Source organism: Spirosoma pollinicola (assembly GCF_002831565.1).
Classification (GTDB): Bacteria; Bacteroidota; Bacteroidia; order Cytophagales; family Spirosomataceae; genus Spirosoma; species Spirosoma pollinicola.
Genome location: NZ_CP025096.1, coordinates 6,521,391 through 6,545,984 on the forward strand (window position 1 = coordinate 6,521,391; position 24,594 = coordinate 6,545,984).

Sequence of the window (24,594 nt, forward strand, 5' to 3'; positions counted from 1 at the left end):
AATAGTTTGTCGTTCGTTGTTCGTCGTCAAAGAAAGCCGATTTGTTCGACGCGCTTAAACGACGAACAATGTACGACAAACTTATTCATAGAAGCCTCGGCCGGTCTGCAAAGTCCGAACGTGGCTTCTTTCTTTTTATATTGCCATTCTAACCGTACATTCATCTTGTGAGTAATGAATTAGTTATCAGTTCGACTCAGAAAGGTGATCGGATTGCGCTCTTGCAAAACAAGAGATTGCTGGAGTATCACGAAGAAGAGTTAGACAGCAGCTTCACCGTTGGCGATCTATACTTAGGAACTGTCAAAAAACTATCGTCGGGGCTTAACGCTGCTTTTGTAGACGTTGGTCATGAAAAAGATGGGTTTCTACACTATCAGGACTTGGGGCCGAATATTAATTCGCTCAACAAGCTTGTTAAAGATGTTATCGCCAAGCGCGTCACTACCGGACGGCTCAACCCTAACCAGTTAGAGCCAGTTATCGACAAAATCGGGAAAATCGATAAGGTACTGACGAAAAACGCTCCCATTCTGGTTCAGGTAGTTAAAGAACCTATCTCGACCAAAGGTCCACGCCTTTCCTGCGACATTTCCATTGCCGGACGTTATTTAGTCCTTGTGCCCTTTTCGGATGGCGTCAATCTATCTAAAAAAATTACAGACCGTGCCGAGCGGTCGCGGTTGATGCGGCTTATGTCGTCGCTAAAACCAAAAAACTTTGGCGTTATTGTCCGAACTGTCGCGCAGGATAAAGACGTTGAAGAGCTCGACCGAGACCTGCAAAACTCACTTGCCAAGTGGGACCAGGCCATTAAATCCCTTGCCGATGCCAAGCCCCGCGATAGAATCCTGGGCGAAATGAATCGCGCTTCGTCTATTTTACGGGATATGCTCAACGAATCGTTTGAGAGCATTACCGTCGATACACGCGAATCATTTGACGAAATCAGAGATTTTATTCATACGATTGCGCCCGACAAAGAGAAAATCGTTAAACTCCACACCGGAAAAACGAAGGTTTTTGAAGCTTTAGGCCTCGAAAAACAGCTCAAGTCGTTATTCGGCCGATCTGTTAGTTTGCCGGGAGGTGGTTATCTGATCATTGAACATACCGAAGCGTTACACGTTATTGATGTAAACAGCGGGAATAAGTCAAATTCGGAAGAAGATCAGGAAGCAACAGCCATTAGTGTAAACCGCGAGGCTGCCAAGGAAATAGCTCGTCAGCTTCGATTGCGTGACATGGGTGGTATCATCGTCATTGATTTCATTGACATGAAAAAAGCAGATAATAAAAAACTTCTGCAAGACATCATGCGCGATGAAATGAAACCGGAACGCTCCAAGTTCACCATTCTTCCATTAACGAAGTTTGGCCTTATGCAGATCACGCGACAACGTGTGAGGCCGGAAATGAATATCGTTACTCGTGAAGTATGCCCAACTTGTGGTGGCACGGGCACTATTCAGGCCAGCGTACTGGTAACAGACGTAATTGAAAATAATCTCGACTATATTCTGACGAAGCAGAATGAACGTGGCATTTCGATTTCTATGAACCCATTTCTCTATGCCTATTATACCAAAGGGATTTATTCCAAACAGGTTCAATGGTATATGAAATATAAAGTATGGGTGAAGCTTGTTAAAGATACCTCATTAGGCATCGTTAACTTCAAATTTTTCAATAAATCCGGAGAAGAAATTGAAGTAAGTAGCAATGCCTAGTCTATAGTAAAAAATTACTACAGACTGATACAAAAAGTGCCCCGACCTATAACTAGATCGGGGCACTTTTTGTATCAGTCTGGTTTGCTTAATGAAGTACTTCCATTTCCATTAATTCGCCAAAAACTTCCTGGCCAACAATAGCTTCAACGGATTCGACTTCATTTAAATTTAACAGCAAATCACGTAGATCTTCGGTTATTTCATACGTTTGGTAAAGTTGCCGATCGAAGAGGATAGGTGCCTCTTGAAGATCACACAGTGAATATCTTTCTTCGTTAAAGGATGGGCAGCCCCCTCCTCTTCTCGCACTAATACCAGTATTCGTTTCAGGTTGTAAAAACGAATGGATAAAGTTCCAGCCCTCCCACTGTCCGGGGAATTTGTTCAACAACGGCCAGAAGGCATCGTAAAGTTGTTGCATAGCCTCCTGACAGTAAATCTCCCGATCACTTCGGGGAATTGGGCGGATTGGCTTCATAAAATGAAGCACATTTGTCATATCAGGCTCACGGTAACTCGCCACCGGCACAATAGGGATACCGGTTGCATGCGACAAATACCCAACTCCTTTGCGTGTCAATACGCGTCGGTTGCCAAAACGCACCGACAAAAATTGTGATTCATCTTTTGCTTCGGGTGCCGTTTCCGGGCTCCCGTCGACATAAACGATGAGTGAGCGCCCAGCTTTCAATTCTCGCAGGATTGTTAGACCTGCTGATGGGCTCCCCGTTTCGACCACCCGAAAAACGTTCGTTAGGCCATGTTTCTTTCGTAATCCCTCAATATGTTCTGCCATGCCATCGCCCTGAGACCGATTCATGTTACTACCAACAAGTAGAACACAATCGATACCCTGCCTAAAGAGCACACTGGTAAGTAGACGGTATGAACCCAAATGATAAGTACAATAAATGCGAGGGCCGTCTGCTTTTTTGAGTCCTTTGTGCGTTCCGCGTAGCTTTACTAAATCTCCAGCTGTAAGACATTGCTGATCGAAAGTGGTGAAAATCTGCTGCAGCAATAGCTCCTTAAACATTGTTTCATGCTCTTGTCGGGGTATAGCGGGCAGAAGATTCTCAACAGTTGCCGAGAATGTGGTGAACTTCATGAGGTAGCCTTGTTCTTTCACAAGGTCTACCCGCTCGAAGTGTTGGCGGCATTGCTCCAGCTCTTGTTTATATAGTTGCTTTGCAGTTAGCATGGCATACTTAAATTAACGGGTGGCTACAATTCTTGACAGATCCCAGCTGCTGCAGCAAGCACCATCTGCAAGAAATTTCAATACATTGGCTGATTCTGACTTAGCTACCGAATTCGTGATGGCTTTAACAACTTGAGCTGGTTTGATGGCGAATTGTTTTTTCATGATAATAGAGATTGTTTGAGATAAGTAGTTGATTGTTTGATTGGCGTTTTATTTGCGCCTTATTGTTGATACAAAGCTACTAGCTCAAGCAAGGGTCATCAATGGTGAAAAAGTCATCAATTCACACTTGGAATTAATTAAATATTACTACTATCTTAGTACGAGATTTGAATAAGAGAACCGTATGAAGGAAATTCGATTAACCCGGAGCTTCCTGAGCAAACCGATCAACAGTGTTGTCATACTGTTCAGTATTCTTGTGCTTATCGAGGCCGTTTCGTGGTCTATTGGTTACGAGATAAAAACAGAAAAAGTAGAAAAAGCCGGCGGTTATTTCCATTACGTATGGCTTTTTTTACGCGCAGCAATAATTCCTGAATTATTTACCGTGTTTATTACCATATCGCTTGTCAATCGTTTTCATAGCTGGTTCAATGCACAAGTTGTTCAAAACACCTGGACAGAGATAGGTCGTTATGAACTACGTTTCTTACCCGTTTTATGCTTTGCTTTTTGGCTATTTGATCCAGTTACCCAAACCATTCGTTTTCTAATAGAACAATATCCCAGATACTCTCTTAGCAGCTACTGGAAAGTATATATAGTTGATACATATACGTGGCACGTTTATTTCATGTATTTGTTCCCGGTTATATTAATTGGCTATACAGCCATCAACATTTCGCTTTTACAGGATTTTTTGCAACAACGTCGGGAAGCTCAGGAAGCTGCCGAAGCAGATGCTGCCAAGGCAGCCCAGGAAGCTTTAGCCCTATCAGCCACTTTTTTACCAAAACCCATAACACCTTCACCTTATCTGTCTTACTTGAAAGGGAAAAATTCGTTTGGCGAATTGGACTTCCCGGTAAACGACGTTTACTACTTTACTATTGAAGAGCGATTCTACTACGCGGAGTTAGCTAAAGGGCGCTATCTGATTGGCAAAACCCTTAACGAACTGGAAGCAGAACTGGACCCAAACCAATTCTTTCGCATTAAGCGCGATTATATAGTTAACAGACAAGCCGTGTTAAACTACGCCTATTGGGAAAACGGTAAATATATAGTCAGGCTTAACATGCCTGAAGGGCACAATATTATAGTCCCCCGCGCACGTATGCAGGAGTTCCGGGAATGGTTACAAAGCGGCCAGGGAGGATCTTATATCAATTCAGACTCCTTCATGGTTGCCTCTTAAGGCACCCTCTTATAAATAATTCTTCACCGCAATACTATACTTTGGTAATTGCCGACAGCTGGTTAATTCCAGTTTTTTTGCAATATGTGCTTTATGATTCACGGCAGTACGATAGCTGATATTAAGCTGATCGGCAATTTCGTTGGCCGTGTTTCCATTTGCAATCATTCGTAATACTTCACGCTCACGCTGAGTTAACCGGCTTAGTTCCTTGCGGGTCGTATCGGAGATCACCTCTACACCATAGTCTTTGAGCAGATTCATAAAGCCATTACTATAGTAACAACCTCCATTACTGACCGTTTGAAAGCATCGGTATAATTCGTCCAGGCCATCTGTCGCATACAGGAATCCAAAGAAGCCCATTTGCATAGCACTGGCTACCATTCGCATATCAGGATTTCGGGTATATAAAATGAATTTTGTTTGCTGATTTGATCGTTGCATCTGCTCAACAATGTCAAAACTCCGCTGTCCGGAAATCTCCGATTCCAGTATTACGCATTGAGGTCGCTTCACTCTGATTTGCTGCAGGGTATCTTCCATCTCGACGGCACGACCGACAACATTATAGCCCTGTTCCTTTAAAAGCTGGCTCAATACTTCACAGTTAAATAACTCTGACTGCGCAACGAGGATCGAAAAATCGCGACGACGAATCGCAAATTTTTTTGTGAGTTCCTCACCACTGTCTAAATGATTCATGGTCTTTTTACATCTATAGGTGGAACAATGTAACACTGATAGAGAGCCATCGGCAACCGCAAATGAGTGAAATCACCATTTTCCCGGACGAAATCAACTATTTAGTTTAAACTTTATGGGTGATTTCGTCCGGAAAAATGGTGATTTCACGCAAAACGGTTTGCTTTCAGCCCTAGAAGGAGTCTATTTTTGATTATCCAATTGCAACACACATATTTGACCATCGGATGATGAATCAGGAAGAATCAGCAATCACGTTCGGCTACGAAGCCTCAGAAGAGGAGATCCAAAAAGTCATATTGGCATGGGCGCAGGCGACAGAAGCATTCCATTATCGCTTCGCTAAATTGGATCGAATTATAAATACGCTACAGACAACAGCCCGCCGACAGCCATCGGCAAGCCGGGCACGTCTCAATAGACTCATTGAACTCCGCCAACATATGGGCGATGTTTTGATGACGTTATTACTCGATATGTCGGGTCAGAAAACGGGGCAATCTGCTCAGCTTTCTAAACCCGGTCAACTCTACTCACATGCCAATTTGTTGGATGAGTTGAATCGACAAATAGATGCCGAATTGATTAGCGTCACGACGGTAGCTCAAGCTTAGTGTTCATCCTCCCCTATATAAAGGTTGCCCCGACTAGAAAATAGCCGGGGCTTTTTTCGTATCCTTATCGATTGATTTATCCCGAAATAACGGTACCCAGAAGACTTGAAATTTCAATATCGATCCGTTTGAAGTGCATAAATTCGCCCAATAACTGATCAGCTTCTTCGGGTGATTTATTCCTCGACTCCCGAAGCAATTGCTGTAGCGTTGCCATCCGTTGCTCTGCCAGCATCTTTTTAATTCGCAGTATGTTCCGGTAAGCTGAGTCAGCTAAAATGGCAATCTCCTCCTCCGAGGGAACAAAGATCTCGTGTTTTAACCACCCACCGCTGATTTCGTAGCGGGGCGTAGTCATGTGGATGGCCTGACTCTGGATTTCTATGTCATTAGGCCCTCCTGGTGCATTAGGGCGACGATTCAAGAAATCACCCGCCGTCAGGATTTCACCCCGGCTGTAAGCTTCCCGAAACAAAGTTAGAATCAGATTGTAAGGCGACGTCTGAAAATCAATCTCGTGCAGCTCGCTCAATACATATTGACAGAGTGTTATACCCGGCTCTAGTTCGCGTGCACCGTAGTTTATCAGCAATCGGATACATTCCTCCTCTTGGTATGATAAAGGCGCCCTAACGGGCTTTATGCGCTCATCAGTATAGAACTTTCCTGACGCTGGTGCATCGACAGGAGTCTCTGCCTGAAATGGCTCATCGCTGACACCGGCAAATAGAGCATTTATATCATCGGCAGATGGTTCTGATGATGCTGATGGATGACCGGAAGGCTGTTTTCTGGATAGATCTACAGACCGTTGCTGCCGCTCTGAATCCTTCTTGCCTTGCTCCTGCTGTTTCCGTAATAGCCGATTTATTTCCGAAATGACCGATTGTTCACTAACATGAAAAACCTGAGCTACGCGCTGAGACAGTGTCTGGCGCTTAAGCGAGTCGGGAATTTTTGTGATACTGACACATACGTCAGAGATACCTTCGGCACGCTTGAGTGGATTATCCCCCGCTTCGCTTAACCATCGGCTGGCTTTAAAGTCGATAAAGTCCTGCGACTGCTCCCGAATATATGTTTTGAAGGCATCGGCCCCAACCTTATGCACGTAGCTATCGGGGTCCTCACCATCGGGCAACAGGAGTAGCTTTAGATTCAAGCCTTCTTCCAGCACCATATCCAACCCACGCAGAGCCGCTTTGATACCCGCAGCGTCGCCATCGTAGAGAATCGTAACATTGGGTGTGAAACGCGAAATCAACCTTATTTGCTCGGTTGTGAGCGATGTACCCGACGATGCAACCACGTTTTTGATACCAGCCTGATGCAGCGAAATCACATCTGTGTATCCTTCTGTCAGATAACAGACATCTTCCTGGCGTATAGCCTGCTTCGCCTGAAAGATCCCATACAGAACCTGACTTTTATGGTAGACCGTCGTTTCGGGCGAATTTAGGTATTTGGGTTGATTTTTATCCGTTTTTAAAATTCTGGCCCCGAAAGCGATAACCCGACCGGATACGTTATGGATGGGAAACATAACCCGCCCCCTAAACCGATCGAATACTTTTTTATCGCCACCCGTACTCCCTTCTTTAAGTAGAATCAGTCCTGCTTTTTCGAGCAAATCGCGGCTGTATCCTCTTCGTTCTCCTTCTTTCAGCAATGCATCCCATTGATCGAGCGTATACCCTAGTTCGAACGCATCGATGGTTGGATTCGTAAACCCTCGTTCCCTGAAGTAACTCAGCCCAATGCTTTTACCTTCATCGGTTGTTTGCATTGTTTCCTGAAAAAAGGTTTTGGCAAAGTTGAGTACGATCAGGAGGCTCTCCCGTTCGTTCTGCCGCAGAAGATCTTCAGGAGTTTGTTCCTGTTCTTCAATCTCTACACCGTATTTTTTCGCTAAGTAGCGGAGTGCTTCGCCATAGCCGATATTTTCGATGTCCATGACAAAACGAACAGCATCACCCGCCTTACCACAGCCAAAGCATTTGTAAATTTGCCGGCTAGGGTTAACGTTAAATGACGGCGTTTTCTCATTGTGAAACGGGCAACAGGCAATGTAGTTGCTACCCCGTTTTTTGAGCGATACAAAGTCGTTGATTACTTCCAGAATGTCGGTTGATTGACGGATTCGTTCAACGGTTTCTTCAGGAATTCGCATTGGATAAATAGAAGTTATATAGCCTATCAAAGATAAGGCTAAAGTTGGCGGTTGCCTATCCGGCTAATCGGTAATCAGACTGAGCAATTATTTACTTTGGCAGCGTTTTTGCGCTTATTCCTCATTGAGGTTCAGATATATATTAAATGAGACGATTTTTTCCGTAACTATTTATGAATTCACCTTTCCTTCCTGTTTCAAACCAGCGTGCTTCCAAAACCAGTTTTCAAAGTAATCGGTGGAAGTTCCCAGCAAGTATACTGCTGGTAGTTTTATTGCAAGCCTGCCGCATTCAACCGGCAGACCCTGATCCTGTAATACCGGTAGGCGGAAAAACAGCGGATCAATACACGGGTGACGTGGCCACGCAATGGGCGGTCTTGCAACTCAAGTTAACAAAAACAACAGCCGGTTTTACTCCACCCGTAGCGTCTCGTGCGTACGGTTATGCCTGTATAGCCATGTATGAAGCAATAGTATTTGGTCTAGTAACTCACAAATCACTTGTTGGTCAACTTCAGGGTTTGACAGCTTTACCGCTGGTTGAGTCGGGCAAAACGTATAACTGGGCCTTGAGTGCCAACGCAGCAGAAGCGGCCATTTTACGCAATTTGTACCCAACGACCAGTGCAGGGAATAAAGCAACGATTGATTCGCTCGAAGCGGCTTTATTAACTACGTTCAAAGAAACCGACGAAACAGTAAACCAGCGCTCTGTCGATTTTGGCAAAAAAATAGCCGATGCGTTGTTTGAATGGTCAAAGACAGATGGGGGTGATGCCGGTTACAGCCGTAATTTCCCGGCAAGTTATATTGTCCCTACAGGAGCTGGTCTTTGGCAACCTACCGAAAACGGCCAGAAAATTCCAATGCAACCGTACTGGGGAAAAAATAGAACATTTGTTAAAGCGAACGATGCTTTACTCATGCCCAAACCGCTTCCTTATTCTACAGATACCAAATCGGCAACCTTCGGTCAGTACCTTGACGTGTACACTAAATCAAAGAATTTAACCCAGACAGAAAAAGAAATTGCCGTTTGGTGGGCAGATAATCCGGTAGAGACATTTACGCCACCAGGCCACTCCTATAACATTGCCCGGATTGCGGCTGTAAAAAGTAAAGCTGACCTTGCAAAGGCCATCGAAACGTTTGCCCGTACCGGCATCTCAGTAGCCGATGCATTTACTTTATGCTGGCGTTGCAAGTATATCTATAATAATATTCGTCCTTATACCTACGTTCGGCTGGCCATCGACCCTAACTGGGTACCCTTTTGGCCTGCTCCTCCTTTCCCGGGTTTTCCGTCAGGGCACGCCACACAATCGTCGTCTGCCGCTACCGTATTAACAGCTTTATACGGCGAAAACTTTGCGTTTACTGATGATTCGCACATTGGCAGAATCAAGGACGTAGCACGCAATGTTGAGTTCAAAACGCGCTCTTTTACATCGTTTACACAGGCAGCTACCGAGTCGGCAGATTCCCGTTTTTATGGTAACATCCATACAAAGCAGGATAATGACACGGGTCTGGCCGAAGGCAAGAAGATTGGCGCTAACGTCAATGCGCTGGGCTGGCTGAAATAACCGTTTATAAAAAGTGAAGTGGGTACAGTAAGTAAAAATAAGTCAGTAAGGAACATGACTCTTTTTACTTACTGCACCCACTTCACTTTTTATACCTGAACCCTAATAAGCTCTTACCAGTTTGCCTTCCATAAAATTCACGAAGGCCTTGTTGACCACAACGTTTCCGCCGGGCGTTGGATAATCGCCCGTAAAATACCAATCGCCCGAATGATTAGGGCATGCTTTGTGAAGGTTCTCAACTGTTTGATACACAACTGCAACCTCAGCATTAAGTTCGGCAGGCGTAACGATCTGAGCAACTTTCTTTGATAGTTCTTCGTGTGTAAACGGCTCAAAAAGAGCTTTCACATAGTTTTTCTTCGACGCATTTCCTGTTTCGATTGCGGCTACGCACTGTCCATAGACTTCATCCAACAAGTCTTCCTGACCCCGATCTTTGAGTAGTTCGAGTGCGGCCCGGAAACCAATAAATTCCTTGAACTTCGACATATCGATGCCGTAACAGTCAGGAAAACGAATTTGGGGAGCCGACGAGACAATGATGATTTTCTTGGGACCCAGGCGGTCCAGCATACGAAGGATACTCTTTTCCAGGGTTGTACCCCGCACAATAGAGTCGTCGACAACGACTACATTATCCTTTCCTTTTTTGATAACCTCAAACGTCGTGTCATACACATGCGATACCATATCGTCACGCTGCGAGTCGTCGGCGATAAATGTTCGTAATTTTACATCTTTGGCAACCAGTTTCTCGATACGCGGCCGGAAAGAAAGTACCCGATCCAGCTCTTCTTCAAAAAGAATACCATCCATGATAGCCTTTTTACGTTGCTTGGCCAGATAATCTTCCAATCCTTCTACCATGCCGAAGAAAGCCGTTTCGGCCGTATTCGGTATGTATGAGAAGACTGTGTTTTCGAGATCATAATCTATTTCTTTGAGAATCTGCGGAATAAGCAGTTTTCCCAGCGTTTTGCGTTCGTTATAAATATCAGGATCGGTAGCCCGCGAGAAGTAAATCCGCTCAAAACTGCATGATTTCTTTTCGATTGGTTTCACAAACTCCTGCTCCATGTATTCACCATATTTATCAATGATGAGGGCATGGCCGGGCTTCACTTCCTGAATAGCACTGTAATCGACGTTGAAAGCAGTTTTGATAGCGGGCTTCTCTGAGGCCACCACCACCACTTCATCGTCGGCATAATAGTAAGCTGGACGAATACCTGCCGGGTCACGCGCCACAAAGGAAGCTCCGTAGCCTGTCATGCCAACCATAGCATAGCCCCCGTCGAAATCGCGACAGGACCGGTGCAAAACGCGCTGCATATCGAGGTTATCTTCGATGATATCCGACAAATCAGGGTTTTCGTAAATACCCTTGAATCGCTCGAATACGCGTTGGTTTTCCTCGTCGAGGAAGTGACCAATTTTCTCCATCACCGTTACGGTGTCAACCTTATCCTTCGGATGCTGGCCCAGCGAAACGAGTTTATCGAACAGTTCGTCGACATTGGTCATGTTGAAGTTTCCCGCTACGACCAGATTTCGACTACGCCAGTTGCTCTGACGGAGCATTGGGTGGCAGTTTTCAATTTCGTTGGCGCCGTGGGTACCATAGCGCAGGTGGCCCATCCATACCTCGCCCGTGAAAGCGATGTTTTCCTGGAGCCATTTCGCGTCTTTGGCTTTGTCTTTGTTGCCTTTGAGCGCTTTACGAAATTTCTTATTGACCTTTTCGAAGATGTCCGTTACGGGTCGCTGGTCGACAGAGCGATAGCGGCTGATGTACCGATGCCCGGCAGGAACGTCGAGCTTGATGTTGGCAATCCCGGCACCGTCCTGGCCGCGATTGACCTGCTTTTCCATGAGCAGGTAGAGTTTGTTGGCTGCGTATAGTGCTGTACCGTACTTATCAATGTAATACTGGTACGGTTTGCGCAATCTAATTAGGGCAATACCGCACTCATGTTTGATGGCGTCGCTCATGAGGGAGTTTGTCGAAGCACTTGATTTAGTAGTACTGAGGTAACGGCACTACCTGTTCAATGGTTCGGCAGGCCACTAAACAAATGTAGGCAAAAAAGGCATCTACCTATTGTCGGCAGGACCCGTTTTTGTCGCCCAGTGACTCATTAGCAAATAAATAATAACGGTTGACAGCGTGCCAACCAGTGAACCAGCGAATGTATCTTCGACAAAATGCTGGAACAAATATACCCGCGAATAGCCTGCCAGAACGCCTAGTAGCAACCAAACCCAGCCCCGGCTCTTCTTTTCATCCAGAAAAGCCAGCAAGCCGAACATGGCAAAAGCGGTGGTGGTATGGCCCGATGGAAAGCTGTTATAGCTGTGAATATCCAAACCTTTGATAATGTGGTATTGGAAAGTCGAATGTTCGAAATATTTGAGCGGCCGGGGCGAACCATTGAAAACAATCTTCTTTAAAAACTCGGACGTCAGCGAAGACAGGGCAAAACTTGCGAAGGCCATCAGCCCGATACGCCAGTTAAAAAGCAGGAGAAGCAAACAAACGGCAACGAAAAAGGTCCCATCACCCACGTAGGTAATGTAGGGAAAAATTAAATCGGCAAGAACACTATTACGTGTGTTTACCCACTGCATCAACTGCTCTTGTGTGTACAACAGTTGCAACGTCCCAACCACTGCCAATATCAGGGCGTAGGCGAGGAAAAAGAATCGATTTCTGCGCAACAAATTAACTAGCATCAGGAACACTAAAGTTGGGTTAATGAGCTTGAGTAGCCTTTTCAACCGTAATGCCTACGCTCATTATGTTGAGCAGCGGGTCCTGACGCATATACTGCTTCAACTGCATGGTGTATTTCCCCGGCTTTGGAAAACGATAGTTACGTTTTATCAGGAACTTATGGTCGAATAAATCGCCAAGGCCATCGCCGTTTGGTTTGCCGGTTTTAGGGTCCATCAAAATCAACTCGTCCAAACGGGATTCGATTTCTTTCCCGCTCGCATCACGCAGGTAACGTGTCAAATACAGGTTGTAATACCCGTATGATACGCTATTACGCAGGTTGTAATAAATATTGTAGAGCTGCGACGCATCGGCGATCTCGAAGGTGAATGATGGGGCATTTTTGATGTACCACTTCCCATCGTCGATATCCGTATATTCTTTATAAACTGCATTTGTGTCGCAACCGCCAATCAGCAATACCGTACACAACAGTAACCTTAAACCTTTCATACACATCACCCTAAATAGTATGCAAAGCTACAACGGTACAACTGGCTTTTCAAATGGCAAAAAACTACTTAACTAGTTTGCAAACGACAAAAATAGTTCTAGCTTTGTTCTATGGAAAAGTTAACAGCAAAAGAAGAAGAAGTGATGCAGGTAGTCTGGAAAATGGAGCAGGGCTATGTGAAAGACATGGTACCCCAGTTTACAAATCCTCCCTTGCACTATAATACGGTTTCGACTATTGTTCGCAACCTCGAAGAAAAGGGCTACATAGGTCATAAGGCATATGGCAATACGCACGAATACTACCCGATTATAACAAAGGAAGCGTATCAGAATCGGTTTGTGCTGACGAAAGTAGTCGACGAATATTTTGATAACTCCTACAAGAATCTGGTTAGCTACTTTGCTAAGAATGAGAAAATTTCGGCCGATGAGCTGCGGGAAATCCTGGCTATGATCGAGAAGAAATAAGTGGTATCCTCCCGGACGAACGTCCGATAGTTTTAACCGGACGCTGGTCCAGGATTCGTTACCCGTTATGGAAACTTTACGCTATATCGTGTTGGTAAACGGACTACTGGCCGTTGTGAGCGTTGCGTATTACTTTTTGCTCCGGCGCGAAACGTTCTTCGATGCCAATAGACTGGCCTTGTGGCTCGGTTTAGCCGGAGCCCTACTTCTCCCCTTACTTGAGTTACCTGACTGGCGTCCTCAACCGGTACGGTCGGTTATGCAGCATACGGCTCAGGTCATTGTGCCGCGCATACTACCAAAATCAGACTATTCATCTGGTGTAACGATTACATTTCCGAATCAAAAAACATATCTGGCCTTTCAGTCCCAACAAAAACGAGTTGTCTGGTCGTGGCAATTAGGATTACTACTGACTTACCTGGCTGGCCTTACTTTTTTGTTGATTCGGTTTGGTATTCAGTTGTTTTCGCTTCGCAAGCTTATTCGTCAGTCGGTGCATGAACCTTACGACGATTTCATACTGGTCCGAAATGAGACGGTCACCTCACCTTTTTCCTTTTTCAATCGGGTAGTTCTGAACCCCAATCAGCACACTCCCGATGAGTTAGACCAGATTCTAAGGCACGAGCGCGTTCATGTTCAGGAGCGACATAGTGTCGACATGATTACCGGGGAGTTCGTATGCATTGTATTTTGGTTTAATCCGGCGGCTTATCTGTTTCGGCACCTACTACACGAAATCCTCGAATTCAGTGCCGACCGGGCTGTTCTTACAGAAGGCATTGATGCGAAAGCCTATCAATATAATCTGCTGAAAGTGAGTTTATCGGTAGGGCAATTAGCCTTCACCAACCGGTTTAGCGGTCCTAGTTTACGCCAGCGCGTCGGGATGATTAATAGCCAACCCTCGGGGCCTTTGGCCTGGTGGCGATATTTACTTTGGCTATCAGTGATGGGTATTGTGGTACTGGCCTGCCAGCATGGGCGCATAGAAAACACCAAGATACATGATCAAACCTTTGCCCCGAATGCATTACCAGCCAGCACACCAACTCGAGCAATGGTTGTTGATTTGGAGGATAAAGGAACCTGGTACCGCCATCTGGCTCTATTCAGGACTAAATTCGGGACCGAGATCGTAGAAAGTAAACCGGTGGTTCTACAACTCAAAGGCAATCGCTTCGTATTACCCGACGATTATAAATACGAGTCAGCCATTTATATTGATGGAAAAGAGGTTGCAACAGAGGCATTAGCAAAGCTATCGCCGGAATTTATCAATGAACTGTTTGTCATGCATCAGTGGGAAAACATGGCGAACGTGGATGCTAAGGCTAAACCCTATCAGATAATTATCCAGACAAGTGGCAAACCCATTCGATTTGACGGCAAACGCAAACAGTTTTTTACGCTACTTCAGGCGGCTGCAATTTCGCAGCATCCACTGGGAGAGACGTTTTCCTTCAATATGAATCAATTGCTCGAAGCGACTTTTTTTCACAACAAAAACGCGCTCGTCGAACGGACTAAAAACGAGCATCTGAGCGTGTACGACGATTACGCTAACTCGGTAGAGATTTCTATCAACAATTTACCGGCAACACTTGCCGATGTAAAGAGCATTCATGTTCGGGAGGTAGCCCGGCTTTATACAAAGGAACGGCCTTATATTGAGTGGTTTCGCGCCGATTATCCGTTACCCCGCTTTCAACTATCCATCGAGACAGCGCCCAAACGGGCCAAGCGAGATAGCAGTTACTACGTTTTCAGTCCGTTCTATACTGGTGATTTCTAGGTTAAAGACAAACGCCGTATCTCCAAGATACGGCGTTTGTCTTTAACCTAGAAATCACCAGTCAGTCTGCTCGTTTCTTTTAGGCTTTACCGTTTGGCGCAGGGCGGGGCGTATTACCTTCTGGCCCTCGTGATTTTTTCTTCTTCTTTTTGTTGGCCGTTCGAGCCGTGTATTTAGCATCCAACTTTTGCAGGTCGCTATTGAGAGCGGCAGCGGTAACATGCTCTTTTTCGCCAATGGGGGTCAGCACATCGAACGATTCGGGAACAATGCCGTTTTTGTTTAACTCAACAATTTCCAGAACGCGCACAATGGGCAACGGATACCAAGTACTTTCGGCTCCGTAGCCAAACCACATGAGCTTACGGAAAATATCGGTCTTTTGAAGATAAGCCCGTCCTTTCTGCGTTTCCAGCGGTTTCTCAATCGTTGGAATATCCCGCAGCGCATCCATATACGTATCCAGTTCGTAGTTCAGGCAGCACTTCAGGCGTCCACATTGCCCCGACAGTTTAGCCGGATTCAGCGACAGATTCTGATACCGGGCCGCCGAAGTAGCAATGTTTTTGAAATCCGTTAACCAGGTTGAACAGCAAAGTTCACGACCACAGGAACCAATACCGCCCAGCCGACCGGCTTCCTGCCGAAGGCTAATCTGGCGCATTTCGATCCGGGCTTTGAATTCACTCGCCAGCATTTTGATTAACTCACGGAAATCAACCCGCTCTTCGGACGAATAATAAAAGGTCGCCTTTGTGTTATCTGACTGAAATTCAACGTCAGATAGTTTCATATTGAGCTTTAACTCGCGGGAAATTTCGCGCGAGCGATAGAGTGCCGGGAGATCGCGCAGAACAGCCTGTTCGTGGCGTTCAAGATCTTTAGGCGTTGCAATCCGGTGAATAACTTTGGTGTCATCAGTAATCTTGACACCGCGTTTTTTCACCTGTATCCGTACCAGTTCGCCTTGCAGCGAAACAGCGCCCACGTGGAAACCCGATTGCATTTCAACTACCACATAGTCGCCCGTAGTGAGATCAAGCTGGTGAACATTCCGGTAATATTCCTTCCGTCCACCCTTAAATTTCACCTCAATTACATCGTATCGCAAACCTGGCATGGCGATATCGCTCAGCCAGTCAAAAGAATTCAGTTTGTTGCAGCCTCCGGTGCTACACCCTCCGCTACCGCATCCTGTGGTGGCCGTTTTCTCGCCATCGGATGCGCCACGTTGGGTTCCACACCCGCCGGTTGCACAAGATTTGCAGGACATGTATATATAATTTACGATGTACGAATTACGATTTTCGAACTACGAACAAGAAAAATCGTAATTCGTACATCGTAAAACGCAAATCAGTTAGTCGGAATACCGGATCAGGTCAAGCCCAATGTCTTTCCGGTACTGTTTTCCGTCAAATTGTACCATCCGGGCCGCTTCCTGCGACTTCCTGACAGCGTTTTCAAGCGAGTTGGCCTGTGCTGTGATAGCCAGTACCCGTCCGCCATTGGTCAACGCGTGACCGTCTTTTTGGAGCGTTCCGGCATGGAACGCCATTATATCATCTAAACGCTCTAGTTCAGAAATGATTTTACCGGTTTCGTAATCACCCGGATAACCACCCGATACCAGCATTGTTGTAACGGCCGTTTGGGGCGACACCTGAATCGTAACGTTTCCAAGCTTACCCTCGGCGGTAGCGATCATTAACTCCGCAAAATCACTCTGTATACGGGGCAACACGACTTCAGTTTCAGGATCGCCCATACGAGCGTTGTATTCAATTACATAAGGCTCATTGTTTACTTTCATTAACCCTACAAAAATAAAGCCCTTGTAAGCAATACCTTCTTGCTGTAACCCAGCTAACGTAGGCTTGACAACCTTATCTTCAACCTTTTGCAAAAACGCTTTATTGGCAAAAACAACCGGCGAAACAGCACCCATACCGCCTGTGTTTGGTCCTGTATCGCCATCGCCAATACGCTTATAATCTTTGGCTTCGGGCAGAATTTTATAGTTGACACCATCAGTCAGTACAAAGACTGACAATTCAATACCCCGCAAAAATTGCTCAATGACGACCTTACTACCAGCTTCGCCAAACCGCTGGCCATCAAGCATGTCCCGAACGGCCGTTTGTGCTTCAGCTACTGTTTCGGCAATGATAACGCCCTTTCCGGCTGCCAGCCCATCAGCTTTTATAACAACTGGCAGTGTATGTTTTTCCAGATAAGCAAGTCCGTCCTCAAGTGTGTCTATTGTGAACGTTTGTGACACTGCAGCAGGAATACCGTAGCGATGCATGAACTGCTTGGAAAAGTCTTTACTCCCTTCCAACTGCGCCCCCTTGGCATCTGGACCCACTATGCGGAGACTGGCTAAACCTCGCTGTTTGTGTAAGAAATCGACAATTCCTTTTACCAATGGCTCCTCCGGTCCAACTAGTAACAAATCAATTTTATACTCACGAATTGCATTGGCAATAGCCGAAAAATCATTGTAGCCTATAGACAAATTGGTAGCTACCTGTGCTGTTCCGGCATTACCAGGTGCTACAAACAATGAATCACACAAAGGGCTTTGTGCTAATTTCCAGGCAAAGGCATGTTCTCGCCCACCCGATCCTAGTATTAATATATTCATGTAATGATTTACGATTTACGAAATACGATTTGTGATTTACTCGCAGGTATGCAATCGTAAATCGTAAAACCGCACCTCGTAGATCATTTAGTTAGCTACTTCCGACAGGAATTTAATGCGCATCAGGCGCAGGTCTTGTTCGGTGAAATCGTCGCCCCCAAATTCACGCAAAGCAACAGCGATGTTATCACTATCGGCCCGCATGAAATACTCGAAAATTTCGTCCTGTCGGTCTTCATCCATTACCTGGTTAATGTAGTAGTCGAGGTTCAATCGAGTACCAGAGTAACAGATATGTTCAATTTCTTCCATCAGGTCTTCCATCGTCAGTGACTTCGACTCGGCAATCTCGTCGAGGTCAACCTTCCGGTCAATCTGCTGGATAATGAAAATCTTGACTTTCGATTTATTGACCGTAGACTTGATGACTACATCCTTGGCCGTTTCTATGTCATTATCGTCAACATATTTTGTGATCAGGTCAATAAACTGCCGACCAAATTTCTGCACTTTACCCATCCCGACGCCATTGATTTGCGCCATTTCCTCACGCGTGGTGGGATAGGTAGTCGCCATCTCTTCCATGGATGTCTCCTGGAAAATAACGTAGGGCGGCAGGTTTTTCTCTTTAGCGATCTTTTTGCGAAGGGCTTTCAGTAGACCCAAAAGCTCTTCATCATACGCAACTCCGCCCGACGACGGAGCCGAATCTTTGTCTTCTTCCTCTTTTATATCGATACCCTGCTGCTCATAATCATGATCTTTGGTCAGCGAAATCGGATAAGGATCTTCAATGTAATTCAGGCCGCGCTGCGAGAGTTTTAGAATGCCATAATTGTCGACATCCTTTTCGAGGTATCCGTAAATTGTAATTTGTTTAATCAGCGAGCACCAGAAATTACAGTCTTCATTGAACTCCCGCCCCTTGCCATAAACGGAAAGTTTATCGTGCTCATAACTGGTTACGTATTGATTGCCCGTTGCCGTCAACACGTCGGATAGGTGAGCCACGTCGAAACGCTGCTCGGTTTGCAGTACGGTTTGCAGAGCCAGCACTACCTCGTGCTGTGCTTTGTACTTCTCCGGCGACTTCAGGCAGTTGTCGCAGAAGCCACAATCCTTATCCATAAACTCGCCAAAATAACCAAGTAACTGCCGACGGCGGCAAACGCCCAGATTGGCGTAAGAAACCATTTCAGTCAGTAGATGCTTGGCATTGTCGCGCTCGGTAACGGGCTTGTCTTTATTGAATTTTTCGAGCTTAACAATATCGTCGTAGCTATAAAACATCAGGCAATTACCTTCCAGCCCATCGCGACCAGCCCGGCCTGTTTCCTGATAGTAGCCTTCGAGCGATTTTGGTGCATCGTAGTGAATAACAAACCGAACGTCGGGTTTATCGATACCCATACCAAAGGCAATGGTTGCACAGATTACATCGACATCTTCGTTCAGGAAGGCATCCTGATTATTCATGCGCGTTTGGGGGTCCAGACCCGCATGATAGGGCAATGCCTTCACATCATTCACGCGCAGAAGTTCGGCAATCTCTTCGACCGTCTTACGACTCAGGCAATAGATGATTCCCGACTTCCCCTTGTTTTGCTTGATGTATTTAATGAGTTGCTTTTTAGCGTCAACCTTCGGTCGTATTTCGTAATAGAGGTTTTTCCGATTGAAGGACGTTTTATACAGATTGGCATCCTCCATCTGCAGGTTTTTCTGAATATCCTGCTGCACTTTGGGTGTGGCTGTGGCTGTGAGGGCTATCACAGGTAAGTTGCCGATGTTATCAACGATGCCGCGAATTTTTCTGTACTCTGGCCGGAAGTCATGTCCCCATTCGGAGATACAGTGTGCTTCGTCAATTGCGACAAAAGAGATATTTGCTTTCTTCAAAAAATCCAAATTCTCTTCCTTTGTCAATGACTCTGGAGCAATGTAGAGAAGCTTGAGCGTACTGTTAAGTGTATCTCGTTTAACCTTATTCATCTCCGCTTTCGAGAGCGTTGAGTTAAGGAATTGCGCATTAATGCCAAAGGCATTCAATTGATCGACCTGGTTCTTCATCAGAGCAATCAATGGCGAAATAACTACGGCTGTGCCTTCACTTACAATAGCGGGCAACTGATAACATAGCGATTTGCCTGCTCCTGTAGGCATAATAACAAAGGTATTTCGCCCCGCCAGAATACTATAAATAATGGCTTCCTGTTCGCCCCGGAACTGGCTATACCCAAAAATTTCTTTTAGCCGCTCTTTAAGAGTTGAATGGACCGACTGATCAACCTGCATCATTCTACAAATCGTACAAAAGTTACTTTACTCAGTGTGCTTGCCGTATCTTTGCTTTATAAAGTTAGCGAATATACACAGCAAACAATTCCTGATTATCAAAACTGACGTTGAAAGTAATAAAAAATCCTAAGACTATTGCCCGTTCGGTTTTGTTAGCCGAGGCAGAAGCAATCCGTAATGCCGTCGATTTGCTTGATGATCAATTCGATGATACCGTTGAAACGATACTACACAGTTCAGGCCGATTAGTCGTAACAGGTGTAGGCAAAAGTGCCCTTGTTGGTCAGAAAATCGTAGCCACCATGAACTCAACGGGAACCCCCTCTCTGTTCATGCACGCGGCCGATGCCATTCATGGCGACCTGGGTATGATTCAAACAAACGATGTGGTGCTTCTTATTTCGAAGAGCGGCAACACTGCTGAAATTAAAGTACTGGTGCCTTTGCTAAAGCGAATAGGTGTTCGGATGATTGCGCTTGTCAGCGCCCGCGACTCCTATCTGGCGCAGCACGCCGATCACCTAATCCACGCTTATGCCGAGGTCGAGGCCGACCCACTCAACCTGGCTCCAACAACCAGTACAACCGTTGCATTGGCCCTTGGTGATGCATTGGCGGTTAGTTTGCTCGAAGTTCGTGGATTTACCAGGCAGGACTTTGCACGGTATCACCCGGGCGGATCGCTCGGAAAACGATTGTATTTAAAAGTAGCGGATATTTTTCCACACAATCAGTGCCCGGTAGTTTTGCCCGGTACGCCCGTTCGGGAAGTGATTTTCACTATTTCGGCGAATCGGTTGGGAGCGACAGCTGTAGTTAATGAAACCGGTTGCCTAGCGGGCATAGTTACAGACGGCGATATTCGGCGTATGGCCTACGATCATATTTCCTTTTGGGAACTCTATGCCCGGGATGTTATGACCTCAACGCCCGTTTGCGTAGCTGCTGACGAATATGCGGTAACGGCATTGCAATTGATGCAGGAGCGGGATGTCTCACAACTCGTTGTTGTTGACGAGAATCGGGTGATTGGATTTATACACTTACATGATTTGCTGAAAGAGGGACTTATTTAATTAGAAAAGAAAATAAATCTTTCAGAAATCAGACTAAAAATGGTAGAATCTATGGTTCTACCATTTTTGTTTAATATATTTTCCAAATTGTTAAACAATCTCCACAGTGTGGATTCCCCACTATGGGGGAAATATTCCACACTCCACACTAGTAGCACTTGATCTGTGGCTGTGCCATTGCAAAATTAATATTATGTAAGTTTCTGTTTTTCAATAAATTAACGATTCAACTCAGATGCCTTTATCACTTCTGAAAAAGACTGGTTGTGTTTTTGTCTAGTAGATATTTGTATTTGATTCAACAGAAAAACTTAAACAGCCATGACCGCTCTCGAATTTACTAACCATATTGGCAAAGTGTCTAAATCGTTACGTCCGTTTGCTCTTCGCTTGACCAAAGATGTTGAAGACGCAAATGACTTATTACAGGATACATTACTGAAAGCGTTTACAAATCGCGATAAATATACAGACGGAACTAATTTGAAAGCATGGCTTTATACTATCATGAAGAATACATTCATCACCAACTATCAACGTATGGTGCGGAAGAATACCTTCATTGATACAACAGACAATTTGCACTACATCAACTCTATCGAGAGTAGCACAGATAATATGGCTTACTCATCATTTGCACAGGACGATATCAATCGGGCTGTCAATGGTCTGGAAGACACTTACAAGACTCCATTCATGATGCACTTCCGTGGTTTTAAGTACCATGAGATAGCTGCAAAACTGAACATCCCTATAGGAACAGTGAAAAACCGCATTCACATTGCTCGTAAGGAATTGAAAGGTCAGCTGAAAGTTTACGCATATTTTAATGCCTAGACGAGACTTTTTCAAAGTCTCTCGTCTAAGGTTTATTGATTGAGTAGTTTTTGGTTAAAAAAGAGGAAGGTTCGAAAAGTTGGGTAGTTTCTACCCAACTTTTTTTCATTTTTAGGCCACTGATAGTCAAAACGTTATACGTCAACAGTTGCTTTAATATACTTTTTTTTAATGAATCGCGAAGAAAAGTAATAGTGCTCACAACAGTGCTACTCCCTTCTCCCAGTGTCCATAATAGCTATATTCGGAGCGGATGGACGAACATTGATGAAAAATTTAGATAGCTTCGCTCAAACAAATTTCTTCATCAATTACTTTTCCAGTTTCTTACCCAACCGTTCGTTTACTAATGCCCAAACGAGTTCTTGTCATTGGAGCGGGGTTTGCCGGGCTGGCAGCAGCCACAAGTCTTGCCGATAAAGGTTACGATGTCACTATCTTCGAAAAGAATAGTATGCCCGGTGGTAGGGCTCGCGTTTTCCATACAAAAGGCTTCACCTTCGATATGGGACCAAGTTGGTACTGGATGCCTGATGTGTTTGATACCTACTTTGCCCGCTTCGGCAAAAAAACAACTGACTATTATAACCTTGTTCGCCTGGACCCTTCCTACACAGTTGTCTTTGGTTCCGACGATGCTGTCGCTCTTCCGGCTGGGCTAGATAATTTAGAAGCCTTGTTCGAACAAATTGAACCGGGCAGTGGCCCCAGGCTACAGGAGTTCCTCAAACAGGCAGCCTATAAATATGAGGTTGGTATGAATAAATTTGTTTGGAAACCGAGCCGGTCGGTAACCGAATTTATAAGCCTGAAGTTACTATATGATGTTGCGCGTATGGATGTCTTTAAGTCATTTGCCAGCCATGCCCGTAAGTTTTTCACCAATCCACGCCTGCTCGAAATCATTGAATTTCCGGTTTTGTTTCTGGGTGCCACGCCCGCAAACACGCCTGCCATGTATAGCTTGATGAATTATGCGGAAATGGCCCTGGGAACCTGGTATCCTATGGGAGGCATGCATGAAATCGTGAAGGCAATGGTTAGTCTGGCTGAAGAAAAAGGCGTCAAGATTTTACTAAATCAGACGGTTCAGAAAATTGACGTGCTCAAAAATAACGCACAACGAGTGGTTACCAATGATGGTATCTTTGAGGCTGATGTCGTTATAGCGGGTGCAGACTACCATCATGTTGAAGCAAACCTACTCACCGAAGAAAACAGAAATTATGATGAAGCCTACTGGAAATCCAGAGTCATGGCGCCTTCATCGCTGTTATTCTATTTAGGTGTAAATAAACGGTTGCCGCGCTTACAGCATCATAATTTATTCTTCGACGAAGATTTCAAACTCCACGCACAGGAGATCTATGAAACACCCCGCTGGCCGTCCAAACCGTTGTTTTATGCGTCGGCACCATCCAAAACAGACCCCGGTGTAGCTCCCGAAGGATGTGAAAATCTTTTTTTACTAATTCCTGTTGCCCCCGACCTCACCGATGATGATGCCACACGAGAATACTATTTCGAAATGATTATGGATCGACTGGAGGCCTACGTTGGTGAGGATATTCGCAATCACATTGTCTTTAAACGTAGTTACGCACACGCTGACTTCAAAAGGGACTACAATGCTTTCCGGGGAAATGCTTACGGTCTGGCAAATACGCTGAAGCAAACAGCACTGTTGAAACCGTCGCTTAAGAACAAACGGGTGAACAACCTGTTCTACACCGGTCAGCTTACCGTTCCGGGGCCGGGAGTGCCTCCATCGCTTATTTCTGGCCTGGTAGTGGCCGATGAAGTTGCCAAAGAATTTATATAGTTTGATACCATAATCAGAGAAAACGCATTTGTTCGCCGACCCCGACGCTGCTTATTCTCTATACTTGCTAATTCCTAGACCTCGATTAATCTTACGCGCTTAGACCATATGATGGCATTGTTCAACAAAACCGCACTGGAATGCAGTAAAATCATTACTGAGAATTACAGTACGTCGTTTACGTTAGGCATTAAAACGCTTGACCGTAAATTCCATTTGCCCATTTATGCTATCTACGGATTTGTTCGGTATGCCGACGAAATTGTGGATACGTTCCATGATTTCGATAAAAAAACGCTGCTTCTACGATTTAAACACGATACCTACCAGGCCATCGAAGAAGGCATCAGTTTAAATCCCGTATTACAATCCTTTCAGCTGGTTGTCAACGAGTATAAAATTGAACCTCAATTGATTGAAGCTTTCTTGAAAAGCATGGAAATGGATTTATACTATCAGGATTACGATGCTGATGGGTATAGTCAATATATTTATGGCTCTGCGGAGGTTGTTGGCCTGATGTGTTTGCGAGTTTTTTGCGAGGGTGATCTGGCTGAGTTTGACCTTCTCCGGGCATCGGCCTGTAAACTGGGATCGGCCTTTCAGAAAGTGAATTTTCTGCGCGATCTGAAAAGTGATTTTGTTGATCGGGGACGTACATACTTCCCTGGTGTTGATTTTAATAATTTCGGAGGGGACGCTAAACAACTAATCGAGGCAGATATTCAGCATGATTTCGACGAAGCGTATATAGGTATTATGAAACTGCCGCGTGGTGCACGAATGGGGGTTTATTTAGCCTATATCTATTACCAAACTCTGTTCAACAAAATCAAGCAACTTTCGGCCACCCGTATTCAAAGTGAACGGGTTCGTGTACCAAACCCGCAGAAGTTTGCGCTGCTGGCACAAACGTATTTGAAATACCGACTAAATGTGCTTTAAAAGCTTGCAAAAAAAGTATCCCCGTTTCATCTTTTTGACAATTCATTACATACGAACGATATAGATAGCACGATTTGGCGTGCTTATTGATCA

Annotated in this window: 20 protein-coding genes; 10 read left to right on the plus strand and 10 right to left on the minus strand. The window is 45.1% G+C overall.

Annotation, left to right across the window (positions count from 1 at the left end):
• Window positions 1-167: 167 nt before the first annotated feature.
• Entirely contained in the window at window positions 168-1,730 is a 1,563-nt protein-coding gene (locus CWM47_RS27345; RefSeq protein ID WP_206170549.1) for an Rne/Rng family ribonuclease, read from the plus strand.
• A gap of 88 nt (window positions 1,731-1,818) precedes the next feature.
• Here CWM47_RS27345 and CWM47_RS27350 read toward each other — a convergent pair whose 3' ends face one another.
• Window positions 1,819-2,934, minus strand: coding sequence for a lysophospholipid acyltransferase family protein (locus CWM47_RS27350; RefSeq protein WP_100991797.1), 1,116 nt, complete (start codon window positions 2,932-2,934; stop codon window positions 1,819-1,821).
• A 12-nt stretch (window positions 2,935-2,946) separates the two neighbouring features.
• Window positions 2,947-3,099 (minus strand): hypothetical protein, encoded by a 153-nt coding sequence (locus tag CWM47_RS38835; protein ID WP_170069456.1) that lies wholly within the window; start codon window positions 3,097-3,099, stop codon window positions 2,947-2,949.
• Window positions 3,100-3,358: 259 nt separating this feature from the next.
• Between CWM47_RS38835 and CWM47_RS27355 the strand changes: the two genes are divergently transcribed.
• Window positions 3,359-4,297, plus strand: a complete 939-nt coding sequence (locus CWM47_RS27355) for a LytTR family DNA-binding domain-containing protein (RefSeq protein ID WP_240625492.1) — start codon at window positions 3,359-3,361, stop codon at window positions 4,295-4,297.
• A 9-nt stretch (window positions 4,298-4,306) separates the two neighbouring features.
• On the opposite strand, the gene CWM47_RS27360 is transcribed toward CWM47_RS27355, so the two are convergent.
• The gene (locus tag CWM47_RS27360; protein WP_100991799.1) at window positions 4,307-5,002 is read right to left on the minus strand and encodes a LuxR C-terminal-related transcriptional regulator; all 696 of its coding nucleotides are present in this window, start codon (window positions 5,000-5,002) and stop codon (window positions 4,307-4,309) included.
• A 227-nt stretch (window positions 5,003-5,229) separates the two neighbouring features.
• Here CWM47_RS27360 and CWM47_RS27365 point away from each other — a divergent pair, with 227 nt between their 5' ends.
• Window positions 5,230-5,616 carry a hypothetical protein gene (locus CWM47_RS27365; protein WP_240625493.1) on the plus strand — a complete coding sequence of 129 codons (387 nt, stop codon included), beginning with the start codon at window positions 5,230-5,232 and terminating at the stop codon, window positions 5,614-5,616.
• Between the two features lie 76 nt (window positions 5,617-5,692).
• Here the strand turns inward: CWM47_RS27365 and dnaG are convergent, their stop codons facing one another.
• Complete coding sequence (gene dnaG / locus CWM47_RS27370; RefSeq protein ID WP_100991800.1) at window positions 5,693-7,786, minus strand: DNA primase; 2,094 nt, start codon at window positions 7,784-7,786, stop codon at window positions 5,693-5,695.
• Between the two features lie 173 nt (window positions 7,787-7,959).
• Between dnaG and CWM47_RS27375 the strand changes: the two genes are divergently transcribed.
• The gene (locus CWM47_RS27375) at window positions 7,960-9,375 is read left to right on the plus strand and encodes a vanadium-dependent haloperoxidase (protein WP_100991801.1); all 1,416 of its coding nucleotides are present in this window, start codon (window positions 7,960-7,962) and stop codon (window positions 9,373-9,375) included.
• A 102-nt stretch (window positions 9,376-9,477) separates the two neighbouring features.
• Here CWM47_RS27375 and CWM47_RS27380 read toward each other — a convergent pair whose 3' ends face one another.
• The 3 genes from CWM47_RS27380 to CWM47_RS27390 all read right to left on the minus strand — a co-directional run bounded on the left by CWM47_RS27380 (window position 9,478) and on the right by CWM47_RS27390 (window position 12,607).
• Window positions 9,478-11,370 (minus strand): amidophosphoribosyltransferase, encoded by a 1,893-nt coding sequence (locus CWM47_RS27380; protein ID WP_100991802.1) that lies wholly within the window; start codon window positions 11,368-11,370, stop codon window positions 9,478-9,480.
• Window positions 11,371-11,472: 102 nt separating this feature from the next.
• Complete coding sequence (locus tag CWM47_RS27385) at window positions 11,473-12,111, minus strand: phosphatase PAP2 family protein (RefSeq protein WP_100991803.1); 639 nt, start codon at window positions 12,109-12,111, stop codon at window positions 11,473-11,475.
• A 19-nt stretch (window positions 12,112-12,130) separates the two neighbouring features.
• Complete coding sequence (locus CWM47_RS27390; RefSeq protein ID WP_100991804.1) at window positions 12,131-12,607, minus strand: gliding motility lipoprotein GldH; 477 nt, start codon at window positions 12,605-12,607, stop codon at window positions 12,131-12,133.
• Window positions 12,608-12,718: 111 nt separating this feature from the next.
• Between CWM47_RS27390 and CWM47_RS27395 the strand changes: the two genes are divergently transcribed.
• Both CWM47_RS27395 and CWM47_RS27400 read left to right on the plus strand, forming a co-directional pair.
• Window positions 12,719-13,078, plus strand: a complete 360-nt coding sequence (locus CWM47_RS27395) for a BlaI/MecI/CopY family transcriptional regulator (RefSeq protein ID WP_100991805.1) — start codon at window positions 12,719-12,721, stop codon at window positions 13,076-13,078.
• A 67-nt stretch (window positions 13,079-13,145) separates the two neighbouring features.
• On the plus strand, window positions 13,146-14,876 hold the full coding sequence (locus CWM47_RS27400; protein WP_100991806.1) for a M56 family metallopeptidase: 1,731 nt from the start codon (window positions 13,146-13,148) through the stop codon (window positions 14,874-14,876).
• 79 nt (window positions 14,877-14,955) lie between these two features.
• Here CWM47_RS27400 and CWM47_RS27405 read toward each other — a convergent pair whose 3' ends face one another.
• From CWM47_RS27405 to recQ, 3 genes are all read right to left on the minus strand, one after another.
• Window positions 14,956-16,149, minus strand: a complete 1,194-nt coding sequence (locus CWM47_RS27405; protein WP_394341952.1) for a PSP1 domain-containing protein — start codon at window positions 16,147-16,149, stop codon at window positions 14,956-14,958.
• Between the two features lie 87 nt (window positions 16,150-16,236).
• The gene (gene purD / locus CWM47_RS27410) at window positions 16,237-17,523 is read right to left on the minus strand and encodes a phosphoribosylamine--glycine ligase (RefSeq protein ID WP_100991808.1); all 1,287 of its coding nucleotides are present in this window, start codon (window positions 17,521-17,523) and stop codon (window positions 16,237-16,239) included.
• Window positions 17,524-17,610: 87 nt separating this feature from the next.
• Entirely contained in the window at window positions 17,611-19,821 is a 2,211-nt protein-coding gene (gene recQ, locus CWM47_RS27415; RefSeq protein WP_100991809.1) for a DNA helicase RecQ, read from the minus strand.
• A gap of 107 nt (window positions 19,822-19,928) precedes the next feature.
• On the opposite strand from recQ, the gene CWM47_RS27420 reads away from it, so the two are divergent.
• The 4 genes from CWM47_RS27420 to CWM47_RS27435 all read left to right on the plus strand — a co-directional run bounded on the left by CWM47_RS27420 (window position 19,929) and on the right by CWM47_RS27435 (window position 24,501).
• A complete protein-coding gene (locus CWM47_RS27420) occupies window positions 19,929-20,897 on the plus strand; it encodes a KpsF/GutQ family sugar-phosphate isomerase (protein ID WP_100991810.1) in 969 nt (322 codons plus the stop codon).
• Window positions 20,898-21,218: 321 nt separating this feature from the next.
• Window positions 21,219-21,734: an RNA polymerase sigma factor gene (locus CWM47_RS27425; RefSeq protein ID WP_100991811.1), complete on the plus strand. Its 516-nt coding sequence runs from the start codon at window positions 21,219-21,221 to the stop codon at window positions 21,732-21,734.
• Between the two features lie 349 nt (window positions 21,735-22,083).
• Window positions 22,084-23,556: a phytoene desaturase family protein gene (locus CWM47_RS27430; protein WP_100991812.1), complete on the plus strand. Its 1,473-nt coding sequence runs from the start codon at window positions 22,084-22,086 to the stop codon at window positions 23,554-23,556.
• Between the two features lie 108 nt (window positions 23,557-23,664).
• Window positions 23,665-24,501 carry a phytoene/squalene synthase family protein gene (locus CWM47_RS27435; RefSeq protein WP_100991813.1) on the plus strand — a complete coding sequence of 279 codons (837 nt, stop codon included), beginning with the start codon at window positions 23,665-23,667 and terminating at the stop codon, window positions 24,499-24,501.
• Window positions 24,502-24,594: the final 93 nt, after the last annotated feature.